Source organism: Aminobacter anthyllidis, from assembly GCF_018555685.1.
GTDB lineage: Bacteria > Pseudomonadota > Alphaproteobacteria > Rhizobiales > Rhizobiaceae > Aminobacter > Aminobacter anthyllidis.
Window position 1 is genome coordinate 1 of record NZ_JAFLWW010000020.1, and the last position, 25,519, is coordinate 25,519.

Annotated in this window: 17 protein-coding genes and 3 pseudogenes; 1 reads left to right on the forward strand and 19 read right to left on the reverse strand. The window is 57.5% G+C overall.

Annotated features, from left to right (window positions below):
• Positions 1-449: 449 nt before the first annotated feature.
• The 13 genes and pseudogenes from J1C56_RS32305 to J1C56_RS32365 form a co-directional block, all read right to left on the reverse strand.
• Entirely contained in the window at positions 450-1,856 is a 1,407-nt protein-coding gene (locus J1C56_RS32305) for an aspartate aminotransferase family protein (protein WP_214394005.1), read from the reverse strand.
• A 162-nt stretch (positions 1,857-2,018) separates the two neighbouring features.
• Complete coding sequence (locus J1C56_RS32310) at positions 2,019-2,516, reverse strand: Lrp/AsnC family transcriptional regulator (RefSeq protein ID WP_214394006.1); 498 nt, start codon at positions 2,514-2,516, stop codon at positions 2,019-2,021.
• Positions 2,517-2,582: 66 nt separating this feature from the next.
• Complete coding sequence (locus J1C56_RS32315) at positions 2,583-4,127, reverse strand: fumarate hydratase (protein ID WP_214394007.1); 1,545 nt, start codon at positions 4,125-4,127, stop codon at positions 2,583-2,585.
• A 6-nt stretch (positions 4,128-4,133) separates the two neighbouring features.
• Positions 4,134-5,567 carry an NAD-dependent succinate-semialdehyde dehydrogenase gene (locus tag J1C56_RS32320; protein WP_214394008.1) on the reverse strand — a complete coding sequence of 478 codons (1,434 nt, stop codon included), beginning with the start codon at positions 5,565-5,567 and terminating at the stop codon, positions 4,134-4,136.
• Between the two features lie 195 nt (positions 5,568-5,762).
• Positions 5,763-6,689, reverse strand: coding sequence for a LysR family transcriptional regulator (locus J1C56_RS32325; RefSeq protein WP_214394021.1), 927 nt, complete (start codon positions 6,687-6,689; stop codon positions 5,763-5,765).
• Between the two features lie 126 nt (positions 6,690-6,815).
• A complete protein-coding gene (locus tag J1C56_RS32330; RefSeq protein WP_246592296.1) occupies positions 6,816-7,718 on the reverse strand; it encodes an HpcH/HpaI aldolase/citrate lyase family protein in 903 nt (300 codons plus the stop codon).
• Positions 7,719-7,851: 133 nt separating this feature from the next.
• Complete coding sequence (locus J1C56_RS32335) at positions 7,852-9,003, reverse strand: CaiB/BaiF CoA transferase family protein (protein WP_214394009.1); 1,152 nt, start codon at positions 9,001-9,003, stop codon at positions 7,852-7,854.
• A gap of 15 nt (positions 9,004-9,018) precedes the next feature.
• Positions 9,019-10,272, reverse strand: a complete 1,254-nt coding sequence (locus J1C56_RS32340) for a methylaspartate ammonia-lyase (protein ID WP_214394010.1) — start codon at positions 10,270-10,272, stop codon at positions 9,019-9,021.
• 511 nt (positions 10,273-10,783) lie between these two features.
• Positions 10,784-11,030: pseudogene (locus J1C56_RS32345) on the reverse strand (transposase); the annotation flags it as partial.
• Between the two features lie 6 nt (positions 11,031-11,036).
• The gene (locus J1C56_RS32350) at positions 11,037-12,194 is read right to left on the reverse strand and encodes a M24 family metallopeptidase (RefSeq protein ID WP_214394011.1); all 1,158 of its coding nucleotides are present in this window, start codon (positions 12,192-12,194) and stop codon (positions 11,037-11,039) included.
• 271 nt (positions 12,195-12,465) lie between these two features.
• On the reverse strand, positions 12,466-13,545 hold the full coding sequence (locus tag J1C56_RS32355) for a phosphotransferase (protein WP_214394012.1): 1,080 nt from the start codon (positions 13,543-13,545) through the stop codon (positions 12,466-12,468).
• 14 nt (positions 13,546-13,559) lie between these two features.
• A complete protein-coding gene (locus tag J1C56_RS32360; RefSeq protein ID WP_214394013.1) occupies positions 13,560-14,888 on the reverse strand; it encodes an aspartate aminotransferase family protein in 1,329 nt (442 codons plus the stop codon).
• Position 14,889: 1 nt separating this feature from the next.
• Positions 14,890-15,255, reverse strand: a complete 366-nt coding sequence (locus tag J1C56_RS32365; protein ID WP_214394014.1) for a hypothetical protein — start codon at positions 15,253-15,255, stop codon at positions 14,890-14,892.
• 191 nt (positions 15,256-15,446) lie between these two features.
• Here J1C56_RS32365 and J1C56_RS32370 point away from each other — a divergent pair.
• A pseudogene (locus J1C56_RS32370) lies at positions 15,447-16,463 on the forward strand (ISAs1 family transposase); the annotation flags it as partial.
• A gap of 328 nt (positions 16,464-16,791) precedes the next feature.
• Here the strand turns inward: J1C56_RS32370 and J1C56_RS32375 are convergent.
• The 6 genes and pseudogenes from J1C56_RS32375 to J1C56_RS32400 all read right to left on the reverse strand — a co-directional run.
• Positions 16,792-17,886 carry a M14 family metallopeptidase gene (locus tag J1C56_RS32375; protein WP_214394015.1) on the reverse strand — a complete coding sequence of 365 codons (1,095 nt, stop codon included), beginning with the start codon at positions 17,884-17,886 and terminating at the stop codon, positions 16,792-16,794.
• A gap of 216 nt (positions 17,887-18,102) precedes the next feature.
• Complete coding sequence (locus tag J1C56_RS32380; protein ID WP_214394016.1) at positions 18,103-19,098, reverse strand: succinylglutamate desuccinylase/aspartoacylase family protein; 996 nt, start codon at positions 19,096-19,098, stop codon at positions 18,103-18,105.
• Between the two features lie 824 nt (positions 19,099-19,922).
• Positions 19,923-21,701: an ABC transporter permease subunit gene (locus J1C56_RS32385; RefSeq protein WP_214394023.1), complete on the reverse strand. Its 1,779-nt coding sequence runs from the start codon at positions 21,699-21,701 to the stop codon at positions 19,923-19,925.
• 21 nt (positions 21,702-21,722) lie between these two features.
• Positions 21,723-22,808: an ABC transporter ATP-binding protein gene (locus J1C56_RS32390; protein ID WP_214394024.1), complete on the reverse strand. Its 1,086-nt coding sequence runs from the start codon at positions 22,806-22,808 to the stop codon at positions 21,723-21,725.
• A gap of 246 nt (positions 22,809-23,054) precedes the next feature.
• Positions 23,055-24,161 (reverse strand): ABC transporter substrate-binding protein, encoded by a 1,107-nt coding sequence (locus J1C56_RS32395; RefSeq protein WP_214394017.1) that lies wholly within the window; start codon positions 24,159-24,161, stop codon positions 23,055-23,057.
• Positions 24,162-25,015: 854 nt separating this feature from the next.
• Positions 25,016-25,289: pseudogene (locus J1C56_RS32400) on the reverse strand (DDE-type integrase/transposase/recombinase); the annotation flags it as partial.
• Between the last annotated feature and the right edge of the window lie 230 nt (positions 25,290-25,519).

Below are 25,519 nucleotides of genomic sequence, written 5' to 3' on the forward strand. Positions count from 1 at the left end.
CGCCCTGCGCGAACTCCACTACGTCACCCGCTATGACGATCCGAAGTGATCGGCGCCGCCGCGCGGACCAACGATCGATCTAACCATCAAGACGATTTCGGGAAAGGTGCCTTGGCGCATCGCTTACGGTACACCGGCAGGGCGCGCCGCACAAACGCCCTGGTCGTTGGGCAACAGGACAGCGGCGGCAGAACTGGTTTGGTTTTCGCTTGCGATCGATGTTATCCGAAGCATGCTTAGAATCTGACGGCTTGAAGTTTAGCAGTTTCGGTCGGCTCGGCGCGAAATGTGCTGTCAACCCGTCTTCACCAATGGGACGCCAATGGGCGACCAGTCCTAACGACGGCCTGATGTCAAAGCGTCTGGTCCGTGGGAAAGTTCACCCCAGGGAACACCACGTTGGTTACCGGGATGTCGTCGAACCCGGGGCTCGTTCGCGTGGGCTCTGTTCATATCGCACTCTCAGCCTTCAGCGCGCGATAGGTTGTCTCGACTGATTTCGCGGTTGCGTCGACGATTATGTCGATCTCCTTCCGGGTGATTATCAAAGGTGGGGCAAAGCCGAGGATATCGCCATGCGGCATTGCGCGGCCGATGACACCGTTCTCGAACAGAGCAGCGGCGATGCGAACGCCGACCTGAAGATCGGGTTCAAACGGTATTCTTTGTTTTGGATCCCGCATCAGCTCTACGGCGGAGAGGATTCCGACACCACGAACCTCGCCGACGATGGGGTGTCCTGCCAGTTCGGCATTCATGCGGGCATGCCAATATGGTCCGACATCGCGGACATGTTCCAGGATATTTCTTTCCTTTAGGAGTCGAATATTGGCGAGCGCGGCCGCAGCGCAAAGCGTGTGACCCGAATATGTCCAGCCATGGCCGAGCGCGCCGTGCTTCTCTGTTCCTTGTTCCAAGACCGACCAGACGCGGTCGCCAATGATTGACCCGGAGATGGGCAGGTAGGCGGAACTCAAACCCTTGGCGATGGTCACGAAGTCCGGCCGCATGCCATAGAGGTGGGAACCGAATTTCTCGCCGGTTCGTCCAAACCCGCAGACCACTTCGTCGGCGATGAGGAGGATATCGTACTTGTCGAGCACGCCATGGATAGCGGTCCAGTATCCTTTTGGGGGCGGAACGATACCGCCTGTCCCAAGCACGGGCTCTCCGATAAAAGCTGCAACGGTCTCCGGGCCTTCAGCGAGGATAAGGGCTTCAAGTTCATCCGCGCAGCGCTCCGAGAACGCTTGCTCACTTTCGCCGTCATGCGCCTGGCGATAGTGGTGCGGCGTCGTGGTATGGCGCACCAGATCCAACGGCAGGTCGAAGAAATTATGGAAGAAGGCAAGGCCCGTCAGGCTCCCGGTGACCAGCCCAGACCCGTGATAGCCGCGATGTCGCGAGATGATCTTCTTTTTTTCGGGGCGGCCCAGAATGTTGTTGTAGTACCAGACCAGCTTGATGTTGGTTTCGTTGGCATCGGAACCTGAGAGGCCGAAAAAGACCCTTCGCATGTTCTGACCAAAATACTCGACCACGGCCTCTGCCAAGAGGGCGACTGGCTCTGTTCCTTGACTTGCATAGACATGGGCGAACGGCAATTCGTGGGCTTGCCGGGCAATGGCCTCGGCAATTTCCGTGCAGCCATATCCCATATTGACGCAGTAGAGCCCACCGAAACCGTCGAGGCTCTTTCGGCCCTCGGTATCCCAGATGTACACGCCTTCCGCACCGGCCATGATCCGATTTGGGGTCTCGCCTCGGCTGTGCTTGGCCAGATGCGTAGACGGATGAAAGACGAAGCTTCGATCCTTCTCTCTGAGTTGCTCGGTTCCCAGATTACTCAATCGCATAGTCCCTCTCCTCGCGATGGATTGGCGGAGGGCACTCGGCCGGCCGCCTCCTTAGCAATTAGCATACCGCAAACGCCTCTCCAGTTTCGCGGGAATGCACGTCCTTCGCCGACGAATTCGCGGAATCGGGACCAAAAGCCGTGGAAACGAAGGCGTCGACGTTTACCGTCGCCTTAGTGCGGACAAGGGGATTGGAGAATTGGACTTGATTGGCTTGGTCACGACAAGACTGTAATATTGATCGATCCCCAAGCCTGCCTGCAGCAGTCCCTCCATGAAACCCTGATACGCAGCCATAGAAGGAGATGCGACGCGCATCAGATAATCGATCCGCCCGCCGATAGCCCAGCAATCCAGGATTTCCGGAAATTCTCCGATCGCAGTCTCGAAGTGTCTTTGGTCCTCGAGGCGATGACGTTCCAGCACGACCTCCACCATGACAAAGACCATGCCGCCGATGAGGACCGGACTCAGCCGCGCGTAGAACCCCTCAATAATCCCCGCTATCTCGAGTGCGCGGAGCCGCTCCGAGCAAGCCGACGCCGAAAGATGAACGCGTTTTGCAAGCTCGCTTTTTGAAATCCGGCCGTCTGACTGAATCTCTGAAAGAATCCGGAAGTCCCAAGCGTCCAGGCGCGCAGGATTGGGTTTCGACTTCATGACCTTCTGCTCTTAGCCGTTGTCGACAATGGAATGACGCCAACCAACCGAGCTTGGTCGGAAGGCTCAAACGCCGATGTTGCGTGCGATGCTGTCCGCCGCCATGCGCTTGCGCCACTCAAGAGGCCCGGAATTGTGAACGGAGTTTCCCTCAACATCGACAGCCATGATGACAGGCATATCCTGCACTTCGAATTCATAGACTGCTTCCATGCCAAGGTCTTCGAAGGCAATGAGCCGCGCTGACTTGATTGATTTTGATATCAGGTAGGCAGCCCCACCTACTGCGATGAGGTACGGCGTTTTGTGTCTTACAATCGACTCGATGGCAGCGCGTCCTCTCTCCGCTTTGCCTACCATCGCGAAAAGCCCGGTTTCGGCGAGCACCTTGTCCGTAAAATCGTCCAAGCGGCTGGAGGTTGTTGGGCCAGCCGGTCCGACGACCTCATCTCTCACGGCGCGGACGGGTCCAACGTAGTAGATAACGCGTCCCTGCAGATTGAACGGAAGCGGCTTGCCGGCGTCGATCAACTCGACCATTCGCTTGTGGGCGGCGTCACGGCCTGTCAGCATCTTTCCGGAAAGAAGGAGGGTTTCACCACAGCGCCACAATGCCGTCTCTTCCTTCGTAAGTGCATCGAGGTTGACCCTTCGTACGCTGGCTGGACTCAAGTCGTCGGTTCCGATATCGGGCCATTCGCGCAAGTCGGGCGGCTCCAGACTGATTGGTCCGGAGCCGTCCAAGGTAAACTTCAGGTGCCGATTGGCGGCGCATTGCGGAATGAGCGCCACGGGCTTGGATGCGGCATGAGTAGGATAGGTCGCAACCTTGACGTCGACGACTGTCGTCAGGCCACCAAGGCCCTGGGCGCCGATGCCCAGCGCGTTAATCCGTTCATAAAGCTCGATCCGCAGTGCCTCCTCGGGGCTTGATGGCCCCCTGGCGATCAATTCCGACATATCGATGGGCTGGTTCATGGCCTCCTTGGCCAGCAGCATCGCCTTTTCAGCGCTACCACCGATGCCAACGGAGATTAGGCCAGGTGGACACCACCCACTTCCAAGCGTCGAGACTGTGTCAACCACCCAGTCGGAAACTGACCCGCTGGGGTTCAAGGTGGCAAAGCGCGCCTTGTTCTCTGACCCGCCGCCTTTTGCGGCAATGGTGATCTCGATCTGGTTACCTTGCACAAGGTCGACGTGGACGACCGCCGGCGTGTTGTCACGGGTGTTGACCCGTCCGGCGAGCGGATCGGCAACGATCGATGCCCGAAGGGGATTGTCAGGATCGAGATATGCCTGACGCACGCCCTCATTCACGAGGTCTGCGAAACTGACCGTTGATTTGATGCGGGCGTCCATGCCGACCTTTGCGAAGACCACCACGAGGCCGGTGTCCTGGCAGATCGGACGCCGCCCGAAGGCCGCCATGCGGGAGTTCAGCAGAATCTGCCCTATTGCGTTCTTTGCCGCCGGACTCTGTTCGCGCACATATGCCTTCGAAAGAGAGCGGATATAATCTGGAGGATGGTAGTACGAGATGTACTGAAGGGCGTCGGCCACGCTCCTTGTGATGTCCTTGCCGGCAATGGTCCGTGTTCTATTTCCCAACGGATTTCATCCAAATGAGCTGAGGCCGTTGACCATTTTCAGGATCTGGAAGCTCCGCACCCCCTGCTCGCCTCCTTCATATCCATAGCCGCTCTGTTTGACGCCTCCATACGGCGCGTCCGCGGAAACCCCTTTCAGGTAATTCACACTGACAGCGCCTGCTGAAAGACTGTTGGTCAGCTTTCGTTGCGTATCGGCAGCGTCGGTGAAAAAGTAAGCGGCCAAGCCATAATCAGTGGCGTTGGCTTCCTCGACCGCCTCTTCGATCGTGTCGAACGGCGCCACGGTGAGGATCGGTCCGAACGGCTCTTCATGAAGCACTCTGGCATCCTTTGGCACGCCCGTCAGGATGGTTGGCGGCCAGTAAAAGCCCGGTCTGTCGAGGCGGGTTCCACCGGTCTCGATGCGGGCGCCACGATCGAATGCATCCTTGGTCAGGCACCGCATGGCCTCAATTCGCCGCGCGTTCGCCATCGGTCCCATCTCCGTTGCAGGGTCGTCCGGTTGGCCGATCTTGATCTTGCGGACCGCTTCGGTCATCCGGGACAGGAATTCACCGTAGAGAGGCCGAGCCACGAGAATCCTGCTGGGCGCATTGCAGCTCTGGCCCGCACACTCGAACTTGTATTCCGAAATAGCCGGTATGGCCTTTGTCAGGTCGGCATCCTTGCATACAATAACCGGCGAGTGTCCACCCAGTTCAAGGATACAACGCTGCAAATTTTTCGCGGCGAGCGCGGCCAGCTGTTTTCCAACTGCTGTTGAACCTGTGAAAGTCAAGACCTTCACGATTGGCGAACTGAGCAGATGCCGCGATATATGGACCGGCACACCAAACACCAGATTGACCACGCCCTCCGGGATTCCTGCTTGGCGCAGCGATTTAACGATATGGACCGCCACGCTCGGGGTCTCTTCAGCCCCTTTGAGGATCACCGGGCAGCCTGCCGCCAGCGCGGGGGCGAGCTTGCGGGCGATGAGAACGGCCGGATAGTTCCATGGCGTAAAGGCAGCAACGACACCTAGGGGCTCCGGGACGATCATCCGGTTCGGGCCCATCGGAATCGGGGCCGACAGCTCTTCGGCGTGTCTGCCGTTCCATTCCAGCGTTTCAACGGCGCGCGTGTACTCACCTGTCGCTTCGGCAATCGTCTTTCCCTGTTCAGCCGAGAGGTCCCTGGCTGCTGCTTCAATCTTTGTTGCCAAGATTCTTGCGGCTGCTACCAGGATCTCGCCCCGTTTTTTTGCAGGCCGCGAGGACCACGCCTTGCGGCTCCATTCCGCCGAAGCGAGGGCCTCATCCAGATCCGACACCGTCGCAGAGGCGACTGAGGCAAATACCTTCTCCGTTGCCGGATTAATCACCGGCAATGTGGCTCTGCTACCACCGGCCCGCCATTTGCCGTTGATGAAGAGCTCGTGGCTCTTGGTGTCGGACATCGCGTGCTGCTCTACTTGTGTGAGTTTTTGCCATAGGAGCGCCGTTCGATACCGAAACCGCTGAACTCGCTTGAGCCAGTTTCGCCGCGCGGTCGCGGCGGGTCAAATATTGAATATTGGCCGAACCCATCTGGAATCCAGATTGATATCGCTCCAGTAGCCGCGGCGGAGCGATAGCACTGAACTGGCTTGTGCCTAAGCCCGGTCCGGAGCCGAGGCCGACCAGTGCCCGCTCTCGATCAATGTCCTGGCGACCTTGGGGATGAGCTTGCGGACCGCGGAGACGGCCGCGGAACGCTCATCTTTCGGATTTACGGCAAGCACGACAGAGCGAGTAATCACCGGATCAATGATTTTGACCGTCCGAACCAGCCCTTGAGAGGCTTCTTTTTGAACGGCCGAGGGGGCGAGAATTGAATGGGCTTTTCCCTCTATAACCATGTTGATGATCGTTGAGAGCGAGTCCACTTCAAACTTGACGTCCAGCGCGCAACCGTGTTGTGCAACGACGTCGGCTACCGAACGTCTGACGTTGTTATTGCGCATAGGAACTGCCAGCGGAAACGCGTGCAGATCCGCCAGAGATATTGAGTCTTCGAAAGGCGGTTCATCCGCCGGCACGACCAGACAGAGCTCTTCGCGCGCCAGGACCGTCATTTGCCCCACACCGTCCGCGGTGCGGTAGAGAACCGCCAGATTGAAGCGTCCAGCAGCCATCCACTCCTCCAGCGGCCCCGTCATACCCTCGATCATCTTGAGGGAGACCCTCGGCAGTTCGGTTCTCACCGATTCAAGCAGGGGGCCGCTCAGGGCGCGAGCGGCGCCGGATGGAATGCCAATGGTTACCTCTCCGGAAGGAGCAGCCACCGAGTTGGTCAGTTCGGCCTCAGTGAGCTGAATTTCCTTCAGGATAAGACGCGCGCGCTCAAGCAGCTTGTCTCCCGACGCCGTGACGCTAACACCGGTCCTGTCGCGGACCAGCAGCTGTGTGCCGAATCCTTCCTCCAGTTGACGCACATGCAGGCTTAAAGCGCTCTGAGCAATATTGAGGGTCGCAGCTGCCTTCGTGAAACTGCCGGCTTCGACGACGCCGACAAAGTATCTTAACTGCCTGATGTCCACGATGAAAAAATCCACCCGGGGCATGTTCCCCAGTACTCGTACATCTATCTCGAAACGAGATGGCAGGCAAGCCACAAAACTGTCGCACTAGTTTCACAACCACCTGTCCGGCCGCTGATTATAAGGTCAGTTATTGCTGGAGAGAGCCAGGATCTCATGGGCGCGTCGCACCACTGGCGGATCGATCATCTTGCCATTCAACGAGAATGCAGAAAGGCCACGCGTGGCGGCATCATTTTCTGCCGCGACGACCGTATGGGCCCACTCGAGTTCCTGGGAGCTTGGCGAGAAAGCCTCATTGAATATGGCTACCTGTGTCGGATGGATCACCAAGGCTCCTGCAAAGCCTAGCCGCCGGGCATGCACTGCGGCTTCACGAAGTTTATGCGTGTCCGAGAACTCGCTGATGCTTCCTATGAAGCCAAGCGGAAGCAAGCCGGCCGCACGGGCGGCAAACAGAACAGAAAGGTTCGGCGCCAACAGTAGGTCGAACTCCGGGGCGCCGCCAACAGCGGCACTGAAATCTTCCGGACCGAGCGCCATTGCGACCATCCTTGGATGCGCCGACGCAATGGCCGCAAGCCTTTGCAAGGCGCCCGGAGTCTCGATCTGAGCGAGGAACCGGATGCGTCCCGGCGCAAGATTTCTTTCCCGTTCAAGTCCTGAGACCGCATTCGCGATCTCTAATACCCACTCTGCCGAATCCGTCTTCGGAAGAACAAGCGCGTCAACCCCCGCTATCACTGCTGCATCAAGATCGGCCGCCAAAGCGCGCAAACCATGATTAACGCGGACCAAAACAGATGCGCCCTTGCGCCCCACCTTTGTCACGCATTCAGGAAGCTGCCCCCGTGCCTCTCCCTTTTGATCTTCGGGAACGGAGTCCTCGAGGTCGAGTATGACGCCATCCGACCCGCGCTCACAGGCCGTCTCCACAAAGCGCGGAACGTGAGCCGGAACGAAGAGCAGGGATCTCCAGCGTGGTACAGACATCGCTCTTTCAACGGCCGGAAAGGTGTCCTTGATCATGGAGTCGCCTCTGCAATCAATCTTAGCGAGCGTGACGGCAGTAGGCTTGCTGGATGGTCTACGCGCTGAGAAGATCCGAGGTACACAGGCTTTTCGCAAACCGCGAGCGCACTCCCCCTACTCAGACGCGCGCTCACGCTGACGCCGCTCTTTCGCGCAAAAGCCTCAGAACCTCCTCGCGGACAGCCTCGGTATGAGCGCCAAGAGCCGGAACTGGGCGCAGCGCGGGGTGCTCCGAGTTGAAAATCGCTGCCGGCGCTATCGTCTCGACGGTTCCTTCGGGTGTGCCAACCTCAACCCTGCGAATGTGTGGATGCCTTGAAACATCCACCACTTCGTTCAGTCGGCCATATGCCAGGCCGGCTGCCTCAAGCTCCTGCATTGCTTGGTGGCAGGACAGTTCGGAAAACCGCCGTTCAATGATCTCATCAAGTTGCGCACGGTGACCGAGGCGCTCCATGTTGTCAGCAAAACCAGGTGTGCGTGTAAGCCCCGGCTGCTTCAGGAACTGCTCGCAGAAATTCACCCATTCGCGGTCATTCTGAACCGAAAAGATGACCTCTTTACCGTCGGCGCAACGATAAGCGCCATATGGTGCCAGCGACGGGTGTTTCACACCCGCGCGGACCGTGTGGTAGCCGCTGTGGTCGTTTTGCAGAACCGGCACGTTCATCCAGTCCGCGACGGCATCGAACAGTGACACCTGGATGCCTGTCCCTTCTCCGGTGACCTCGCGATGATAAAGTGCCTGAAGAATGGCGCTGTGCGCTGTCATGCCCGCCGAGATATCGCAAACCGAGACCCCTACACGCGCAGGCCCCTGTTGGTTGCCGGTGATAGCGCATAGACCTGTTTCTGCCTGGACGATCAGATCGTAGGCCTTCAAATGGGAATACGGCCCCTTGTCTCCGAAACCAGAGATGTCGCAGGTGATCAGCCGCGGAAAACGGCGACGGAGATCAGCAGACGCGAAACCCAGTTTTTCGATGCTGCCTGGCTTCAGATTCTGGATAAAGACGTCAGCATTGGCAATGAGGGTGTCGAGGACCTCGCGATCCATTTCCAGCCTCAGGTCCAGACAAACCGACTCCTTGCCCCGGTTGAGCCAGACGAAGTAAGCACTCTGTCCCCGCACCAACTTGTCGTAGTTTCGGGCAAAATCCCCTTCGGGCCTCTCGACCTTGATGACACGGGCGCCGGCGTCGGCAAGACGGGAAGACGCGTAAGGCGCGGCCACGGCCTGCTCCACGGCTAAGACAGTGATACCCTCAAGAGAGTTCTGCATACGACACCGTGCTTTTCATCCAATTTTTTCGTTTTGGGTCCGACCATGGTTCAGCATCGCCAACAACCGGTTTTGTTCGTTCCCAACAATTGAGAATGCCTCGTCGACACCCATTCCGGGCTTTGCAAGCATCATGTCGGCCTGGGTTGCCACGGATACGTGGACGGAAACTTGGGCGGAGAGATCTGTCTCGGTACAGCTTCCCCCGACATATGCGCCTACCTTATTCGCTTTGCAGAGAAGAACTGCCCGCGCTGTATCGGCAATTGAGCCGACATCGGGCGTCTTGATTTGAACGAGATGCGTGGCCTTCGCTTCGGCAAAGAGCCGGATATCCTCAAGCGTATTGCATCTCTCATCCACGACAATGCGCGCGCTGGAACCCCGGTTGTCCAAAATCGATACGATCTTGGCGTAGTTCTCAATTTGAGCTTGCGTCGAACCAAAATCCGCTGGGGACTCGATGTTGAGCGTGAAATCCGGGACTGTATCTGCAACCTTGCAGATAAAGTCGGCGATCCGTTGCGGCTCAAGACCGATTTCCTGGCCGATCCAGCCATACACATCGAAATGCAGCACCGGATGGTATCCTGGACTGCCGATTTGATGCGTACGCATCACAACCCACTTCACAAACTCCATGAAGGTCCGACCGTCGACACCGAATTTCTGCCGTGAATTGATCAGACCGTGGGGAAGCACATCCACGGCTTTCAAAATCATCTTGTCGACGTTAAGTTCCCGAGCATCACCGCTCTGGCAGTAGATCGGGACCCTGCGCGTTGGCAGCGGTAGGTCAAATTCACTGCATACGATCTCTGCCATTGTCGTACGTTGAAGGTGGGCTGCTGCGCGAAGGAGCGCCTGGCTGACGCCATACTCAATCGCGAGAGGTAACCGCTTGTGTCCGATGGGCTCGAAAACCTTCGCGCAGGCATCAAGGTAGCGAGACACATCGACATCGATAAGCCGAGGCACCACGACCCGCGACGTCAAATCCGAGATTTGCGAAGTCTCAAACAACGCATCGCGTCCACCGGCACCAGAATACTGAACGCTCATCATATCGCCCCAAACGACGGTGTCGTCGACAAGGACAAGCCCGATACTTAGCGAATTTGCCGGAACGCGAATGGATTGGAAGTCGGGCGTCGCGGGTTGGCCCACATAGACAAAACCGTCCTGCGAGGCGCCCGCTCTTATGGCTGCCTGATCGTCGTAGAAAAACGCGCCGTTTCCTGGCGCGAGGAGTACATCTTTGATCTGCACTTCAGTTCGCTCGATTTCTGCCGGACGGTGTTGACGGGCGGATGCGGTTGGTTCCGTTACCTACGAAGTATGTGCAGTTGGCATTGGATCCGCCAATATAATGTTCCGGGCTATGTCATCGCGTTTTGAGATGGCCAATGCCTATTTTTAGGACCCGTCGCCTCTCTTGTTTTTGCACTACAATATGTCTGCTTCACTCGCTGATCCGGTCCCCATACGTCTAACCGCAGTTCAAAGAGAACAAGACAGATGCGGCCGACGCCGAGGCGATCTGCGAAGGGTCACAAGACCGAACATGTGGTTCGTGCCGGTCAAGAGCGCGAGCAGCAGCCTATTCTTGCTATGCATTTGGTCCCGATCCTTTGCCGGCGCGTCAACGAACGGCATCGATCGATGCGGTTCGGGAATTACACGGTGAGTTCGGTCCGGTGGCCGCAAAGGGAAGCATCAGGGTCGTCAAGTTGCGTCGGCATATCGAAGGAATGGAACCCAACTTGCTACTGAAACAAATCGGCTCGGCCCTCAAGGTGCCAATCCTCATGGCCTGGACCTTTCGCCGGCGGTCCGCGTTGACGCCGACGGCAATGATGGCGGGAGACGATTCGCCCAGCGCGCGGCGGACCTTCAGGCATGGCGTCGATCCACAGTTACGGCCAATCGCCCTCGATCAGCCGCTCGACGAAGGCTTTCACCTTGTCGTCGATTTCCTCGCACAGCCGCGAGACCTGGCTCTTGGAGATGCCGCTCATCCCTGCTGCGACGCATCACGCGCGATAGAGTGTGTGTGGTGTACCGCTGAGTATTTCCGCTCCACGCTCCGTCACCAAGACAGTCTCGCTACAGCCAAACAAGTAACGACCTTCCCCAATGAGAATGACGGGCATATGGACGGTCATATTGGCCTGAAGGACGTCCAGGGCGCTGGGCTCCAGGCTGATATTGCCGCGTTCGCCCCATGGGGACCCGGTCTGGTATCCAACCCGATGATTAAGGGCTTTGGGTCTAACAGATCGCTCGATCACCCTGCGGGCGGCCGCGTCCACCTCTCCCGCCGTTACACCTGGCTTGATTGCAGCGATGGCGGCTTCAAGTGCCTCCTCCGCCAAAGCATGCAATGTCTCGGTCTCAGCATGCTTGCCAAGCACTGCACCGCGAACCAGAGGCCCGGCATACCCCTGCTTAATGCCGCCGACTTCAACCATCGCAGGTTCGTTGTTACCCATTGGATGGCGTGTCAGCTTCGTGTGCGGTAGCTTCGTCCTCTCGCCAAATCCGACCGAGACAAGCCTGACGTCCTCGCCGCCGGACTTGGTAACCTCACTCTGGATGGCCACCGCCATTTCAGCTTCGGATATGCCGGCCCTCAGAGACCGCTGAAATGCACGCACGGCCACGTCGGTCGCGGCCATCGCATGACGCATCGCATTAATCTCCAACTCGTTCTTCACGGCCATAACTGATGAGACCAGACGAGAGGCATCGGCAATTTTCATTTCGGGCATGAGGGTCTGAAGCGCGTATACATCTGCCGGAGCGAGGCCCCAGCAGCCTAGCTCGAACCCGACCTTCTTGCCTGCTAACCCCAACCTGCGTAAAACGTCGGCAGCCACTTTGGCAAAATCTGGTTGCTCTGTATAACCGACCAACTCATCGATGCGGCTCTCTGCACGAACGCCAGTGAACTCGTATTCCCGGACTACATATATTGGAGCCCTTCCCGGCACGAGAATCAACGGAAACGGCATGAAATACGCCCCCATTCCATCGTATCCGCTGAGATACTGGAGATGACCGTGGGCGGTGACCACGAGTGCGTCCAGCTCGGATCGGACTATCTCGTCAAGCACCTTCTTCTGCCGTCGTTCGTACTCTGATTTTGGGAACGGTGCGCCGGTGAAGGGAATCGATTCGGACGTAGTCATAGATAACTCCTTATCGTTGGTTGTAGTCGGTCAAGTAGAGGGAAGAGATACGCCCCCTGGGGCTAGGTTCCGTACTCGACGACCACGGACACGCGTTGGCGAAGCAATATGCGCTCCAGATGCAATCTCGCGTGTAAAGAAGAATTCCCGATCTCTGGCGTTCACGGATGCCGGGACTAAACATCTGAAATCGCATACGATCGCCGAGGTACTCGATTGTATGGTGGTGGGCAACGTTCCCTCAAGCGCCAACTACTTCCTATCGTTGGGCTCAAGCACTAGGATCACTGGCGCGGTAGCGGAATCGCGCGACCACATCATCCAGTGGTGCGCCCATGGCCCGCTCGAGGTTCGCCCAGTAATACTCGGCACTAGCCAGTAGCTCCTCGCTCTGGTCAGGTGCGCGCTCCGCCTTCCAGTACCTGATCAACGCCAGCATGGTGAGCCGCGCGAGAGCCGCAACTGGTAAAAGCGGGAGTTCTGACTGGTTTATCGGTCGGCTATGCTCGTACCCGGCGACAAAGGCAAAGGCATCCTCCCAAGGGTTATCCTGAGAGCGGCCGATGAGGTGCGCAACCGTATTCGCAGGATCGAAGATCACCGCGCTATGGACGGTGTCACCAAAGTCAAGGATGGCCGTAACGAAGACCTCGCTATGCGGATCCACCACGACATTGTTGGGAGCGTAGTCACCATGGATCACTTGCATTTCAAGACTTGTCAGCCTCGGCAGAACGACTTCTTCAAAGAGCCTGAAGACCCGTTGAGCCAGCAATCGGTGCTTGGGGTCTGGCGCGTAATCAACAAGTCCCGCCCAAAGGGGGAAGTGCCTAATGTCGTAAACTAAGCTGCGCTCGGCAGCCGGATGCCCGAATAGTTGCAGCGCAATGTTTACTCGCCCGAGCATGTCTCCCACCTTGGTCAATTGCTCGACGTTAGCATCCATTTGTTCCCATAACAGGCCCTCGACAAAACAGAAGACGCTAAGTGTTCGACAGGTGCCATCCCCCAAGTCGACTGGAACGCTATCCCTTCGCTCAAGCGTGGGCTTGATCCGCTGGATCGGCAAGGCGTGAGCGGCGTCATCAAGATAACGCATCGCCGCAATCTGCAACGCCGTAACTTGTTCAGGCTCGTCAGACGGTGACACCTTTACGAGGTATTCATTCACGCCGGTTTTTAACCTGAACGTATGGCCCTTTTCACTGCCCAATCGTTCAAACCGTCCGCTGAGCCCGTAGTGCCTTTCAAGCATGTTATTTAGAAACAAGGGGTCGATAGATTGGCTTGATGAGAGCAGGCTACTCTCCTCCAGGAGCCGTTGCATCATTGCGTCGGATAATTTGTTCATGTTGCTAGAGTCCTCTAGAGCCGCTGTTTCGCTACGATGCCAAAGGTCTCAAGGAATCGAGACACGTCCGCAGCGGTGAAGGCGACTGGAGGACGAACTTTCAACACGTTGCCAGCGGAGCCGGTCCGGCTGATCAGAACTCGACGATCGCGAAGGTTCTTGATGATGCTTTCACAACGAATGGGATCGGGCTCAGGCGTCCCTCTGTCCTTGATGATCTCGACGCCAAGGTACAGGCCGCTGCCTCTGATTTCCGCAACATATGGAGAATCCCGTGTCAGCGTTTCAAGCCCTGCCAGCAGGGTCGCTCCGTTCACGGCTACGCGTTCACGCACATTCTCCTGCTCGAACACATCGAGCACTGCGGACGCTGCGGCTATGGAAAGAGATCGGCCTCCCAGTGTGTTGAAGTAGCTGACTTTTCGTCCGAATTCATCAGAGACCTCCGGGCGGAAGGCAACGCCAGAGATAGGAAAACCGTTCCCAATCGCTTTGCCCATTGTGACGATATCGGGAACCACGCCGTGCCGACTGAACCCCCACATCGAATCCCCGAGCTGAGCGAACCCCGATTGAACCTCGTCAGCAATGTGGACGCCGCCAGCGGCATGGACCTCGTCGACCATTGCCTGCATGAAGCCCATAGGGTGAGTAAAAATGCCGTCGGAGGTGAAAGCGGAGTCGGCAATCAAGGCTGCTAGCCGGTATCCGTGCCGTTCGAGATCAAGAATCGCGGCACGCACTTGATCCCGCATATAATTCTCGAGGGATTGCCCGGGTGCGCAGAGCCTGGGGTCAGGCGCGGAAATGAGTCGGACGTTTGGTCCGAGCGGGGATCCTGCCCCTAGCATTGGGGAAAAACTGGCGACCTCGCGCGTGCGACCGTGGAACGCCCAACGGGTAACTATGATACCCTCGCCGCCCGTATGGAACCTCGCGACCCGAATTGCTAGGTCATTCGCTTCAGACCCAGTGCAGGGCAAGCTTAGCTTCGACAGCTCAGCTGGGAAAGTTGCAAGTAGCCGCTCAGCATAAGCGACCAGCGCTTCCTGGGGGTAGCGTGTATCAGTGTTGACTGTGGCAATCTGGCGGGAAACGGCATCCGCAACGTGCCTGTGGGCGTGGCCGACGCCTTGAACGTTGTTAAACGCATCGAGATAATCATTGCCGTCTCTGTCTATCAAGTGGGCACCAAATCCCGAGACAAACTCCACCGGAATCGTCTCGGAAAATTGGTAGCCAGGACCGAGCACCGTGTCACGGCGTCGGATGATGTCCTGGAGTCGTTCTGGCAGATCGCTGACACCAATCGCGTCGATCTGCTTGGGGTTGAGCGAACTCATCTCAGTGTGAGAGCAAACGATCGAAGAAAACCGCCGGAGTTTTCGTCGAGTCCGCTGCTATCTGGTGAATCAGAGCAACGCTTCGCACAAGATTGGCAGGTTCAGCCTCGACGCGCGGTGTTTCAATCGTTACATCAGCTGCAGCGAAAAAGCATGCGTTCATTTGGAGTTTCCTAGCGGTTGCAATCAGCGCCATTTCTTTGATTGTCAATAGACAGCCGGCGGCCGCGGCCGTCCAATTCAGTTTGCAGATTGGTGTCTTCGCGCGACGAGATGACGGCGTGCGAGGCGGTGGCCGGAGCCGTGCGAGCGTGGCGTCAAGCACGGCGCGGATCGGCCGCAATGCGCCGACGCCATTCTCCAACACGCTGCGCATCCTACCCGACGACCGTCTGTCCCCCGCGATGCCCCGCACCTTGGGGCAAGGCTACTGGAGATTAGTTGCGGGTTCAAGCAGACTCCATCATGAGACAGGGCGGCGACTCGGGTTAAGGAGCTTTGCCTGTTGCGCGATGGTTGTTTCGATGGGTGCTCCTGTGATTCGGAGTGCCTGTGTTGATGACTGTTGTCGTCGAAGGTTTTGAGAAGCCGCGCCTGAAGGCGCTGCTCGATCACTTTAGAGGATCGAAGATCCGCCCGAGCCTGGCGGGGTAGCCCACTCTTTGCCCGGAGTCCTGTTACCGTGGTCTGCGGGACGATCTGCGACTGCAACGACTAAGACGCCATTGCGCTAGCGGCAAGGCGCGCCTTTCTTTTCGGCGTCACTACCTCTCCTACCATCACTGAGTGCCGGGCGCCGCTGGCTGACCCTGCTCATGAATCGTAAGAATCCGAGCCTGTTGCAGCCGCCTTTACCGCATGGGTACGCGGACTTGGCCAGACACGCCTGACTTCGTGGCCATCTACGGCAAGACTTCGCCGCGCAGCACGACTTGCATCTGATCTCAGCCTTCGCACCGGCGCACGCCTGGTGCTCGGTCAGGAAAACGTAAGTAAGAGCAGCGAGACATTGCCATTCTGTACTTGTCAAGCGAGCCGGCGGTAAACGGCTGCCATCGCTATCAATGCCACCATCGCCAACACCATCAACGATACCGGCGCCGACTACCGCTGGCCGTCAAGAGCAACCAGCCGACGATGCGCATCGAAGTGGGCGGCTATTTCAAGGGTGCATCCGCGACCAGACTTGACCGCTTCGTCGACCTCGACAAGGCGCATGGCCGCATCGAGAGGCGCACCGCCACCGCCGCGAGACCGGTGGCTCGATGGTCAGCGCCGCTTTGCCGGTGAGTTGCGGTTATCCGCCGCCGCAAACATCATCCGCGTCCGTACCCGCACCGAACTGAAGGAGCGCCGCTCAAGGGGTGCGCGGCCAATTGGCTGATCATGAACGCCCTCCACTGGACCCCAGAAGGTCATTTGCAACAACGACCTCTACCGGCTGCGAAAGGGCTACGGTGCCCAAAACACCGATATCGTGCGCCACATCGCCCTCAACCACGTCAGACCGTCGCCGACAAATGCTCCATCAAGCTAAGGCGAAAAGAAGCCGGATCGAGCAGCGGCTACCTCGCCCTAATCAACCAAATCAGTAGTCCAATTCCGGCTATTAGTTTTCGACCGCTTTGGCGACGCGACCGCTCTCGATGGCGTCGACGGTTACACTGTTAATCATGTAGAAGATACTGGTGCAATCTGCAGGATCCGTCGCAGCGATTTTTGTGTAGGCACCGAGAGCCGACGCAGCGGTGTATTGCACCATTCGACACTACCAGAGTATCGAATTGTTCGTTTGCAACTCGCCGACGCTAGGTGAATTGCTCAAACCGGCGCGGCAGCTGAACGTCATCGCTGACTGCCATCATGCCCCCTGCTTTGTCTGGCTATGTCGGCAAGCCGCCATCTACCCTGAAGATCTGAGGCCCTCAGCCATCTGCCTATGCACCTGACGGCTGCGCCAAAGAATCATTTCGCGCCAATCCTCCGACCTCGGATCGTAGTGTTCGCGAAGACGGAGTCGGATGGCTCGTGCAAGGTCCGGGTCAGCGTCGGGATTCTTCGCTAACCAATGATCCTCTCTCAGGACCCTTCGACCGTTCTCCGGATCGAACGTACCGAATTCAAGCGCTACGTAAATGTGACGCTCATCTAGCAGCCGCTGCCAAAACTCATCAACGCAGCCCCGTATCGCCACTGACGATGAGGTCCCAAGATCAGGCGAGGTTACCGATCTGCCGAACATTGCCAATGCACGTTCATAACCAGCAAGCCCAGAGGGCTGCTCAGTCTGAAGCTCGCCGTATCCGAAGGGACCCAGGCCGGTATGTGCGTCGACAATCACCACCTGATCCCGGGATTTTAGAGAGAAATCGTCCGAAATTCTCTCTAGCGTGAAACGCGAATGACTGGGACCGAAGCCTCCGAAGAATACGCCGTGGGGATAACTATACTGTCCAGCCTTTCGCGCGGTTTGGAAGGCGACTTCGCCATTCTCCTTGCGAAATTTCTCAATAGCCAGCTCAGAGGCTTCAAACTCGGGACCACTTATCAGTGCTGGGACTAGATGATCCGCAAGATCGTCATACCCCGGATTAATCGGAAGAGGCTGCGAGAAGTCCACGAAGTTGCGATTAAGGTCACAACCCTCTTCGGTGACGCGGCGGTTCCACGCAAAACCATATGGGTTGAGTGCATGTATCAGCAACATCGCCTGGTCCGGCCCCAGCGAGCTCGCATTGCCGCCTCGCATCCAGTCCACTTGCCCAGCCGAGCCGCAGTAGCCCTCTACGCCGTGTGTGGCCGAGATCAATACGCCCACATGACACCCGTCTGGATTGCCGAACCAAGCGGCATCGGTGAACAATTCCTCGCCACCCGGTCCCCGGGCGGGCGATTCATACGATTTCACAGACTTGGCGAGCTCGAGGAACTTCTGGCGCGCTTTGAAATACGTGTCGGAAAAGCTTTCGGAGATGTCCTGCAGTATCTCGTCGCGCATTGTCAGTCCTTAACGATCAACTCGCCGGGGTTTTCGATGAGTGGCGCGTAACCATCCTCAGCAAGGATCAACGATCGGATGGTCGTAGTGCCAATTCTTCGAGACCAAGACCCGCCATGAGATGGAACGCCACCTCGGTCTGCTGCGCCTGACACCGCCGGCGGGTTACCGTTTTCCCTAATCTCCCGCGCGCGGTTGACGACGAACATCCGACCTTCAGTGAGCTAAGGGGCGTGCGAGTATCGCCACTTCTTCGTCGCTTTGGACATACATTGCTGATCGGATTGCGAACACGATAGATTTCGATTGCGCGCGAATATCGATGGAAGCAGCGGACAGCGAACCCATCGGATGTAGGACGCCTACCACATCTCCCTGCTTCACTTCATCCATCACCGAGCAGCGCGGTTCGAAGATGCCCGGCGAAGGCGATTTCAACTGGTCGGAGGCAGTTGTTTCCAGTGTTTGGCCGGACTTCTGCTGACGGAACGTCGGATACTCGGCCTTGCCCGCGACCAACCCTAGCGCAATGAGCCCATTGCGAACCCCAGCTTCGTACAGGGTGAGAGCTTCGGCGCTAACTACGCCGCCGCCAAATTCAGTGCAAATGAATGTTTTGCCCTGTCTATGCACGCAAGTATCGAACATTCCATCCGTTTCGTTGTGCTCCCAGAGCAACGTCACCGGCAACTTGAATGCCTTCGAAATGCTCACCGTCTTCGTCATCTGATCGATATCGGCAATAGGGTGTGAGATGATCGACGGTGCACAATCCCAGGTCGGCCCAAAACTGTGCAGATCGAGAACGGTGTCCACCATAGGCAACAATAGACGCGAAATCGCATCTGCGATCCGTTCACTTACCGAGCCATCCGATCGACCCGGAAAGACTCGGTTGAGGTTCTTTCCGTCAATTGGCGTGTTGCGGGTCCAGGCTTGCACGGCAAGTGGATTGATCTCCGGTACGATGATAATCCTGCCGCACCTCTGCGCTTCGGGAAGCCATTCAACAAGTCGCCGAGCAAGAACCGGGCCTTGCAGTTCATTGCCATGGTTTCCGCCAGTGATAAGTAGGGCCGGTCCCTCCCCTCTATTGCAGCTGAAGACCGGGAGCGAAAGAGAGTCGCAGTCCGCGCCTTTGGGCACAACGAGGTGCCCCGTGCTTACGCCAGGGCTGTCGAGATCAAACGTAAGATGTGGTGCTTCGTTCATTTTTCATCCCTATTCGAGTAGCAAAGGCGACCAGGCGCCGGTGTGCGTTTTTCCGTTTTATGAGTATGCGCCGGACTGTCTTCAATACGCCAATATAATGTTCCGAGCGGTACCATCGCGCTCTTAGATGGCCGCCGCCTGACTTGGTGGAACTACTACCCGCTGCTCGATGTTCACAAGGGCGCTGCGACAGGCACGTCACGCCTGGCGCTGTACTATCGCGCTTCGCCGCTCCTTCGGAATCGCCGGGCAGATCTCAGGCGGCGTCGGCTCCGCCGGCCACCCCGCAAAAAGATATGCGCGAGACGAGCAAGCTGGGCAGGCTGATCGCGGAGGCGCACCGCGCCACGAGAAGCGCGCGCTGAGGCTCGGCCTGATGATCGACGGGCAGCGATAGCGCAAAGTCCAAGACCAGCCGAATAATCTGGCCAGGGCGATCTGTGAGGAAGCGCTGGGGCGTACTGCTCGTGCTTGCGCCGGCGGCGCTGATCCTGGCGGTATTTGTCGGCATGAGCGGCATTTGGCTCGAGAACTTCGCAAGGAGCGGAGGCGTAGCGCATGCGCGTACGACTCCCCTTCGCCTCCTGCGCTTGCCGTTGTGATCTTGCTCGCAGCATCAACCACCGATCCGCGCCGCGTTCTGGAGCGGCCGGCGCGGCCGCAATTGTGGCCGCTGTGGGCTCACGGGGGGTGAGAAACCCGACGGCGATAGGCTCCACGGCGTCATGCGAGAGTGAACTTGGCGCAGCCGTGTTCACTTATGATACGGCGGGGTTAAACTGATTCCCCGTAAAACGAGGCAACCACCTGCGACGCCCTTCGGCTCAAGTAGCAAGTTCCCGGAGCGAGTGGTGATCTCTCGGCCGGGACCGCCACCAAGTTAGGTAGAGGACGATGAGCCAAAGCACGGGCACAAGCATTAGTAGGGCCGACACAGCGGCGATCGTGGGATCGATCTGATTGCGTATGTTCTCCCACATTTTGAGAGGGAGCGTACGGATCGAATACCCGCTAACTAACGATGTTATTACGAGTTCGTCAAAGGAGTGGAGGAACGCAAACACGGCCCCGCCGATAACTCCCGGCCGAATCAACGGGAGCGTCACTCTCATAAAAGTCTGCAGCGGGCTCGCCCGCATGCTTTTGGCTGCCTGCTCCAACGTTCGATCAAAATTTGCCAGAGTCGCCGATACGATCACGACGACAATGCCAATGGCACCGAGGCTTTGGGCAAGGACGATCCCAGTTGTCGAGCCTATAAGTCCGAGATTTACCAGCCCAAGATAGGTCGCGATGCCGACGACGATGACGGGAATAGTGACGGGAGTCAAAATCGCCATTGTCAGTAAGCCTCGCAGCCGCGGATGGGTGCGGTTGAGGCCGTAGGCCGCGAGCGTCCCGACGATAGTTGAAAGGATAGCCACAGCTACTCCGATCTGGATGCTGGTCCAAGCAGCACCATTCCAGGACGGATCGCCGAAGAAGGATCGGTACCATTGCAGCGAAAGCCCTGAAGGTGGGAATTCCAGAAAAGCTCCGGCACTGAACGACATTATAATGACGATGAGGCCAGGTGAAAGAAGGTAGACCATTACGAGCAATACGAACAGCGGGCCGACGATGTTCGACAAGCTGCTGTTATCTCCTGCCTGGTAGAGCTGGGTCGTCCATAGCTTCGCCCGATAGGGACTGAGAAACTCGCTAAAATAGCGTTTCAGCAAGCCAAATATGGGTAGCCGCGCGACCCAAGACTTCCGCGCTGGTGTCGGCGCGCGCCCTTGTGCACCAGCGAGGTCGAGCCCTAGCATGGAAAGCACGGCAACAGCGATGGCAAGGAGGATGAAGGCTGAGGTGGCGATTCGTGGGATGTCGAAGGAGCTTGCAACTTGCCCCGCGATAAAGGTAGACAGCATGGCGTCACGCAACCCGCCGAGGGCAGCTGGCGTTATGTAGAACCCCAGACAGAATACGAAGACCAGCAGTGAACCACTGCGCACGCCCGGCAAGCTAAGGGGGAAGAAAACCCGCCAAAAAGCTGTGAGCGGCCGCGCTCCCATACTGCGCGCCGCCGCCATCAGCGATCTGTCGATGCCCATCATGGCGCTAACAAGAGGCAGAATCATCAGCGGCAGCATAATGTGCACCATCCCAATATACACGGCCATGGTGTTGTAGATCAGCTGCAGCGGGCTGTGGATCACCCCCAGGTGGACCAACACATTGTTGATCACGCCGCGATCGCCGAGAATGACAATCCACGCGTATGTACGGGCCAACCCGCTAGTGAGATACGGGATGATGACGAGGGCAATGAGGGTTATGCGCAGGCTCCTCGATGCGGTTACGATCAGATAGGCTGTGGGATAGCCGACGATGAGGCAGATGGCGGTGGCCACGACGCTCACTTCGATGGTCTGGAAAAGCACACGGACGTTCGCCGGTTGGCCAAAAAACTTGTAGTAGTTGGTTGCCGAAAAGGCCGGCGCATTGATGCTGTTCAGGAAAAGATGGATGATCGGTATTCCAAATATAACGAGCAGAAGAGCGAGAGCCGGTACGGTGAGCCCAATTGGCATCTGACCCAATTTTTGAAAGGTCTTCATCACGTCCACGCTCCTGGTGTGCTACGTCGCGACAAAGCGAATGTCGGACCGCAGCCAGTTGAGGCATACTCCGTCGCCGGGTCGAAAGATCGGCTGCCTTGCGGCGACATGTTCACGCACGATAAAAACGCTGCTGCCGACGCGCACGTGGTATTTCCTCAATGGTCCGGCATAAATCATGTCATCGACGATGCCAGTAACGAACTGGCGCAAGTCTCCATCGCCGCGCTTCCCTGCATCAGTAGCGACAATGCAGATACGTTCGGGCCGGATCATAGCCACGGTGCCGGACGGCTGCTCTGCCTCGGATTCAATCTTGAAGTTGTGATTTTCGAAGATGTTGGCCTCACCCAAGAATTTTGCCACGAAACGTGTTGCGGGCCGGTCGTAGAGGGCCTCCGGACTGTCGGTCTGCTCGATCCGACCCGCGCGCATAACAACGATGCGGTCCGACAGGGTGAGCGCTTCCTCCTGGTCGTGCGTAACGCAGACCGTGGTGATGCCGAACTCTTTGTGTAGGCTCTTCATCTCAATCTGCATCTGCTCGCGGAGGTTACGATCGAGGGCGCCGAGCGGCTCGTCGAGCAAGAGGAACGGCGGATCTGCGATCAGCGCGCGGGCGAGCGCCACGCGCTGCTGCTGGCCGCCGCTTAATTGCGACGGCATACGGCCGCCAAGATCACTGAGGTGCACGCGCTCCAGCATGCGGCGGACGCGTGTTGTCCTTTCAGCAGTGTTTATGCCACGCATTTCAAGCGGGAACTCCAGGTTCCGTGTCACCGTGAGATGCGGAAACAGCGCATAGCTTTGGAAAACGATGCCTTGGTCGCGCCGATAGGAGGGCACTGCGGCGACGGAGCGCCCAGCAATCAAGATATCACCGGCAGTCGGGGCCTCGAAGCCGGCGAGCAACATCAAGGTTGTAGTTTTGCCCGAACCGCTCGGACCGAGAATGGTTAGGAACTCCCCACGACTAACAGTCATCGATAAATCTCTCACCGCAGTGACCTTCCCATAGGTCTTCGTGACGCTGCTGAACTCAATCTGCGGCAGAACGGGGCTTTCGTGCAACGCCGCGACCTCTGAGTTTTGGATGGGGGCATGCATGTTCACTTTTGCTCCTCCAGCACGAACCGACCACTGACGGACACCTGCTATTAATCATAGCTATTGCCGCCTGACTCGATCGGGAACACAGGGGTAGAGCCCTGTGCACCCAACCAGTTTTACGGAACCTTAATTCGCAATCCGCAAGTTTTGCCAGAGGCAAAGTTGTGGTGGGATCGATTCCTCGCAATCGGCCGAGCGACGTCGCTTTTCGCCCGGCCAGGATAGATCCTATGAAGCCAGGTTTTATTGAAGAACCCATTCGTTCCAGCGCTGTATGAGCTTATCGGTGTTCGTCAAGCCATCCGGCCCGATATCATTATACCACTGTCCCTTCATGGAAACGCAGCTCTTCATGTACTCAGGATGGGTAGGCAGTTTGCGGGCGACCTCATCCGGAATAAGTTTGAAGGCGTTGCGGTTGGTTGGACCTTCGGGGAATAGCTGTGTGAATGCCGCTTGGCGGTCAGCGCGTGTAACGAATTCAATCCACTTCTGCGCGTTCTGCATATTAGGCCCCGCCTTAGGGATCACCCAATAATCCCATTGTAGCTTTGCCTGATTCCGATTGATCTCGACCGGTGCACCCTGGTCGATCAGGCGAAGCGCCCGCCCGTCATATGACTGTGCGACATCGACTGCCTTATCATGCAACAATTGCTGGACCTCTGAGCCCGTGCCCCACCACTTGCGGATATGCGGCTTGATCTTGTCCAGACTGGCGAAGATGCGATCGATGTCCATCGGGTAAAGTTGATCGGCGGGTACGCCATCAGCAAGCAGAGCCTCCTCCCAAGGCCCTTCCGATCCGTACTGCCCTGACACCATCGTCCGGATGCCTGGAAACTTTTCGACGTCCCAGAAATCGGCCCAGGTCATGGGCCTCGGCTTGCTAGCAGGAAATGCTTCAGTATTGTAAACCATGTTGAATGAATAGATGAGCGAGGCGATGCCGAACGGTTGCTTGGCGAAGTCAAAGATGCCGTCTAGCTCGTCCTTCTTGTGAATTGAATAATCGATATTCTCGAGGAGGCCTTTACCAGCTAAGGTAAGGGCAGCCCCTTGCGATAGATAGGCAACGTCAAGCGTAACGTTGCTCGATTTTACCATCAACTCAATCTGGCCCGTGTTTGCATCGTCGGTGATAGGCGTCACCTTGATACCTGTCTCAGCTTCGAATGGTTTGACGTAGGCCTCGATGGTGGCTTTACCCACATCGCCGCCCCCCACCGTCACCCTTAACTCACCCGATGATTGCGCCGAAGCCGGGCGAACGACGGAGGACAGTGCGCCGACTGCGATAGCCGACGAGGTCGCTTGCATGAAACGTCTGCGATTTATCCAAAAGCTCATTTTAGTTCCCCTTTTTAGTGGTCCTGACTGAGACCGGCCGAGATGTCTTCTGTTCTCGAAACGCCCTGACTTTTCCGACATCGGAAAGCCAGCGTCGTCTCGACCAAATTCACCCAATAGCCTATGCCGAGCAGCGGTCGGGCCGTTGCCAAGCACCCGGCCGTACCTCAATCATGTAAGCGAAGTCCTGCGATCCCATCCTCGGCTTGATCTTATCGTCTACATATGCAAGCCCGACGAAACCTCGACTCCAAGCGGTTGCTTCGCCCTGAACATCCCTGAGATTTTCAACGCTGGCCACGCGTACGTTCCCGAATTTGAGTACTTTCGGCCAAAAGTGCCACTGTCAGCGATGATCGGTGGCACGGGAGTTTCCGTCAAATGCAGTTTGCATATAGCGTCATCTAGAAGTGAGATGGACCCTCCATCTGAGGTGTGCTCATGTGATCTGAACTCTTTCTCATGATGGCGTTCAGGGTGGAGGTCAGCCGCTATGGTGCAACGAGATAGGTGAGGCGTAGACGCGGTCGACGATGCGCTTCGTCTCAAAATCGAAAGAGAAAGTAGCAGGTGTTGTGATCGGCGAGTTTGAGGCGCTGCATGGAGTCACACTATTCGGGTGCCGACCTCTTTTTCGCTGGCGGCAACGTCGGTTGGGGTTCCGCTCAAATTCGTGTCGCAGCAGCTTGCTGCCTCGATGCCGCTGACAGCCGTCCTCATCCGATCGGCCGGATCTCGAGCAGATCTTTGCAGTTGTTGCTTCGATCGTCGATCCGTCACCACCGCGAGCTTAGCGGCGCGGGCGATGTCACGTTGTCTGCATGTACACGCGTTGAGACCTGCGGCCGCTGATGTCAGCTGACCATGGCCACGGCTTTCCATTCCGCCATGGCCTGCCGGCGGTGAATATCTGTAGCGAGAGCGGAGCGTTTCGAGCGGGGCGGGGCGGGGCGGAGATTGCGCAGAGCCGAGAAGATCGAAACGAAGCGTTGCAGGTGCTCCTGGTGATCGGAAGCCTTGCATAAACCGCTCCCGTTTTCGCGGCGGCATATGTCCATTCTCCGCCCGGTTGTTCAATCCCTTGTGCGACCGATGCTCGGCGCCCGGCATCACCTGTCGCCTGGCTGCTCATGTGCGCGGTCTGGCCACCGACATCCTGACCCAGCCAGCTCGGCGATCAATTCTTCGCCCAGTCCAGTGACATCGTCACACACTGGCCCGCCCCCTGAAAAGTGGTCCTCCCTGAAGTAGGCTTTCGAGCCATTTGGAGGACGAAGGAATGCCCCAGAAGAAGCACAAGCCGGAAGAGATCGTCGCGAAGCTCCGGCAGGTGGACCGGGCGTTATCAACTTATTATT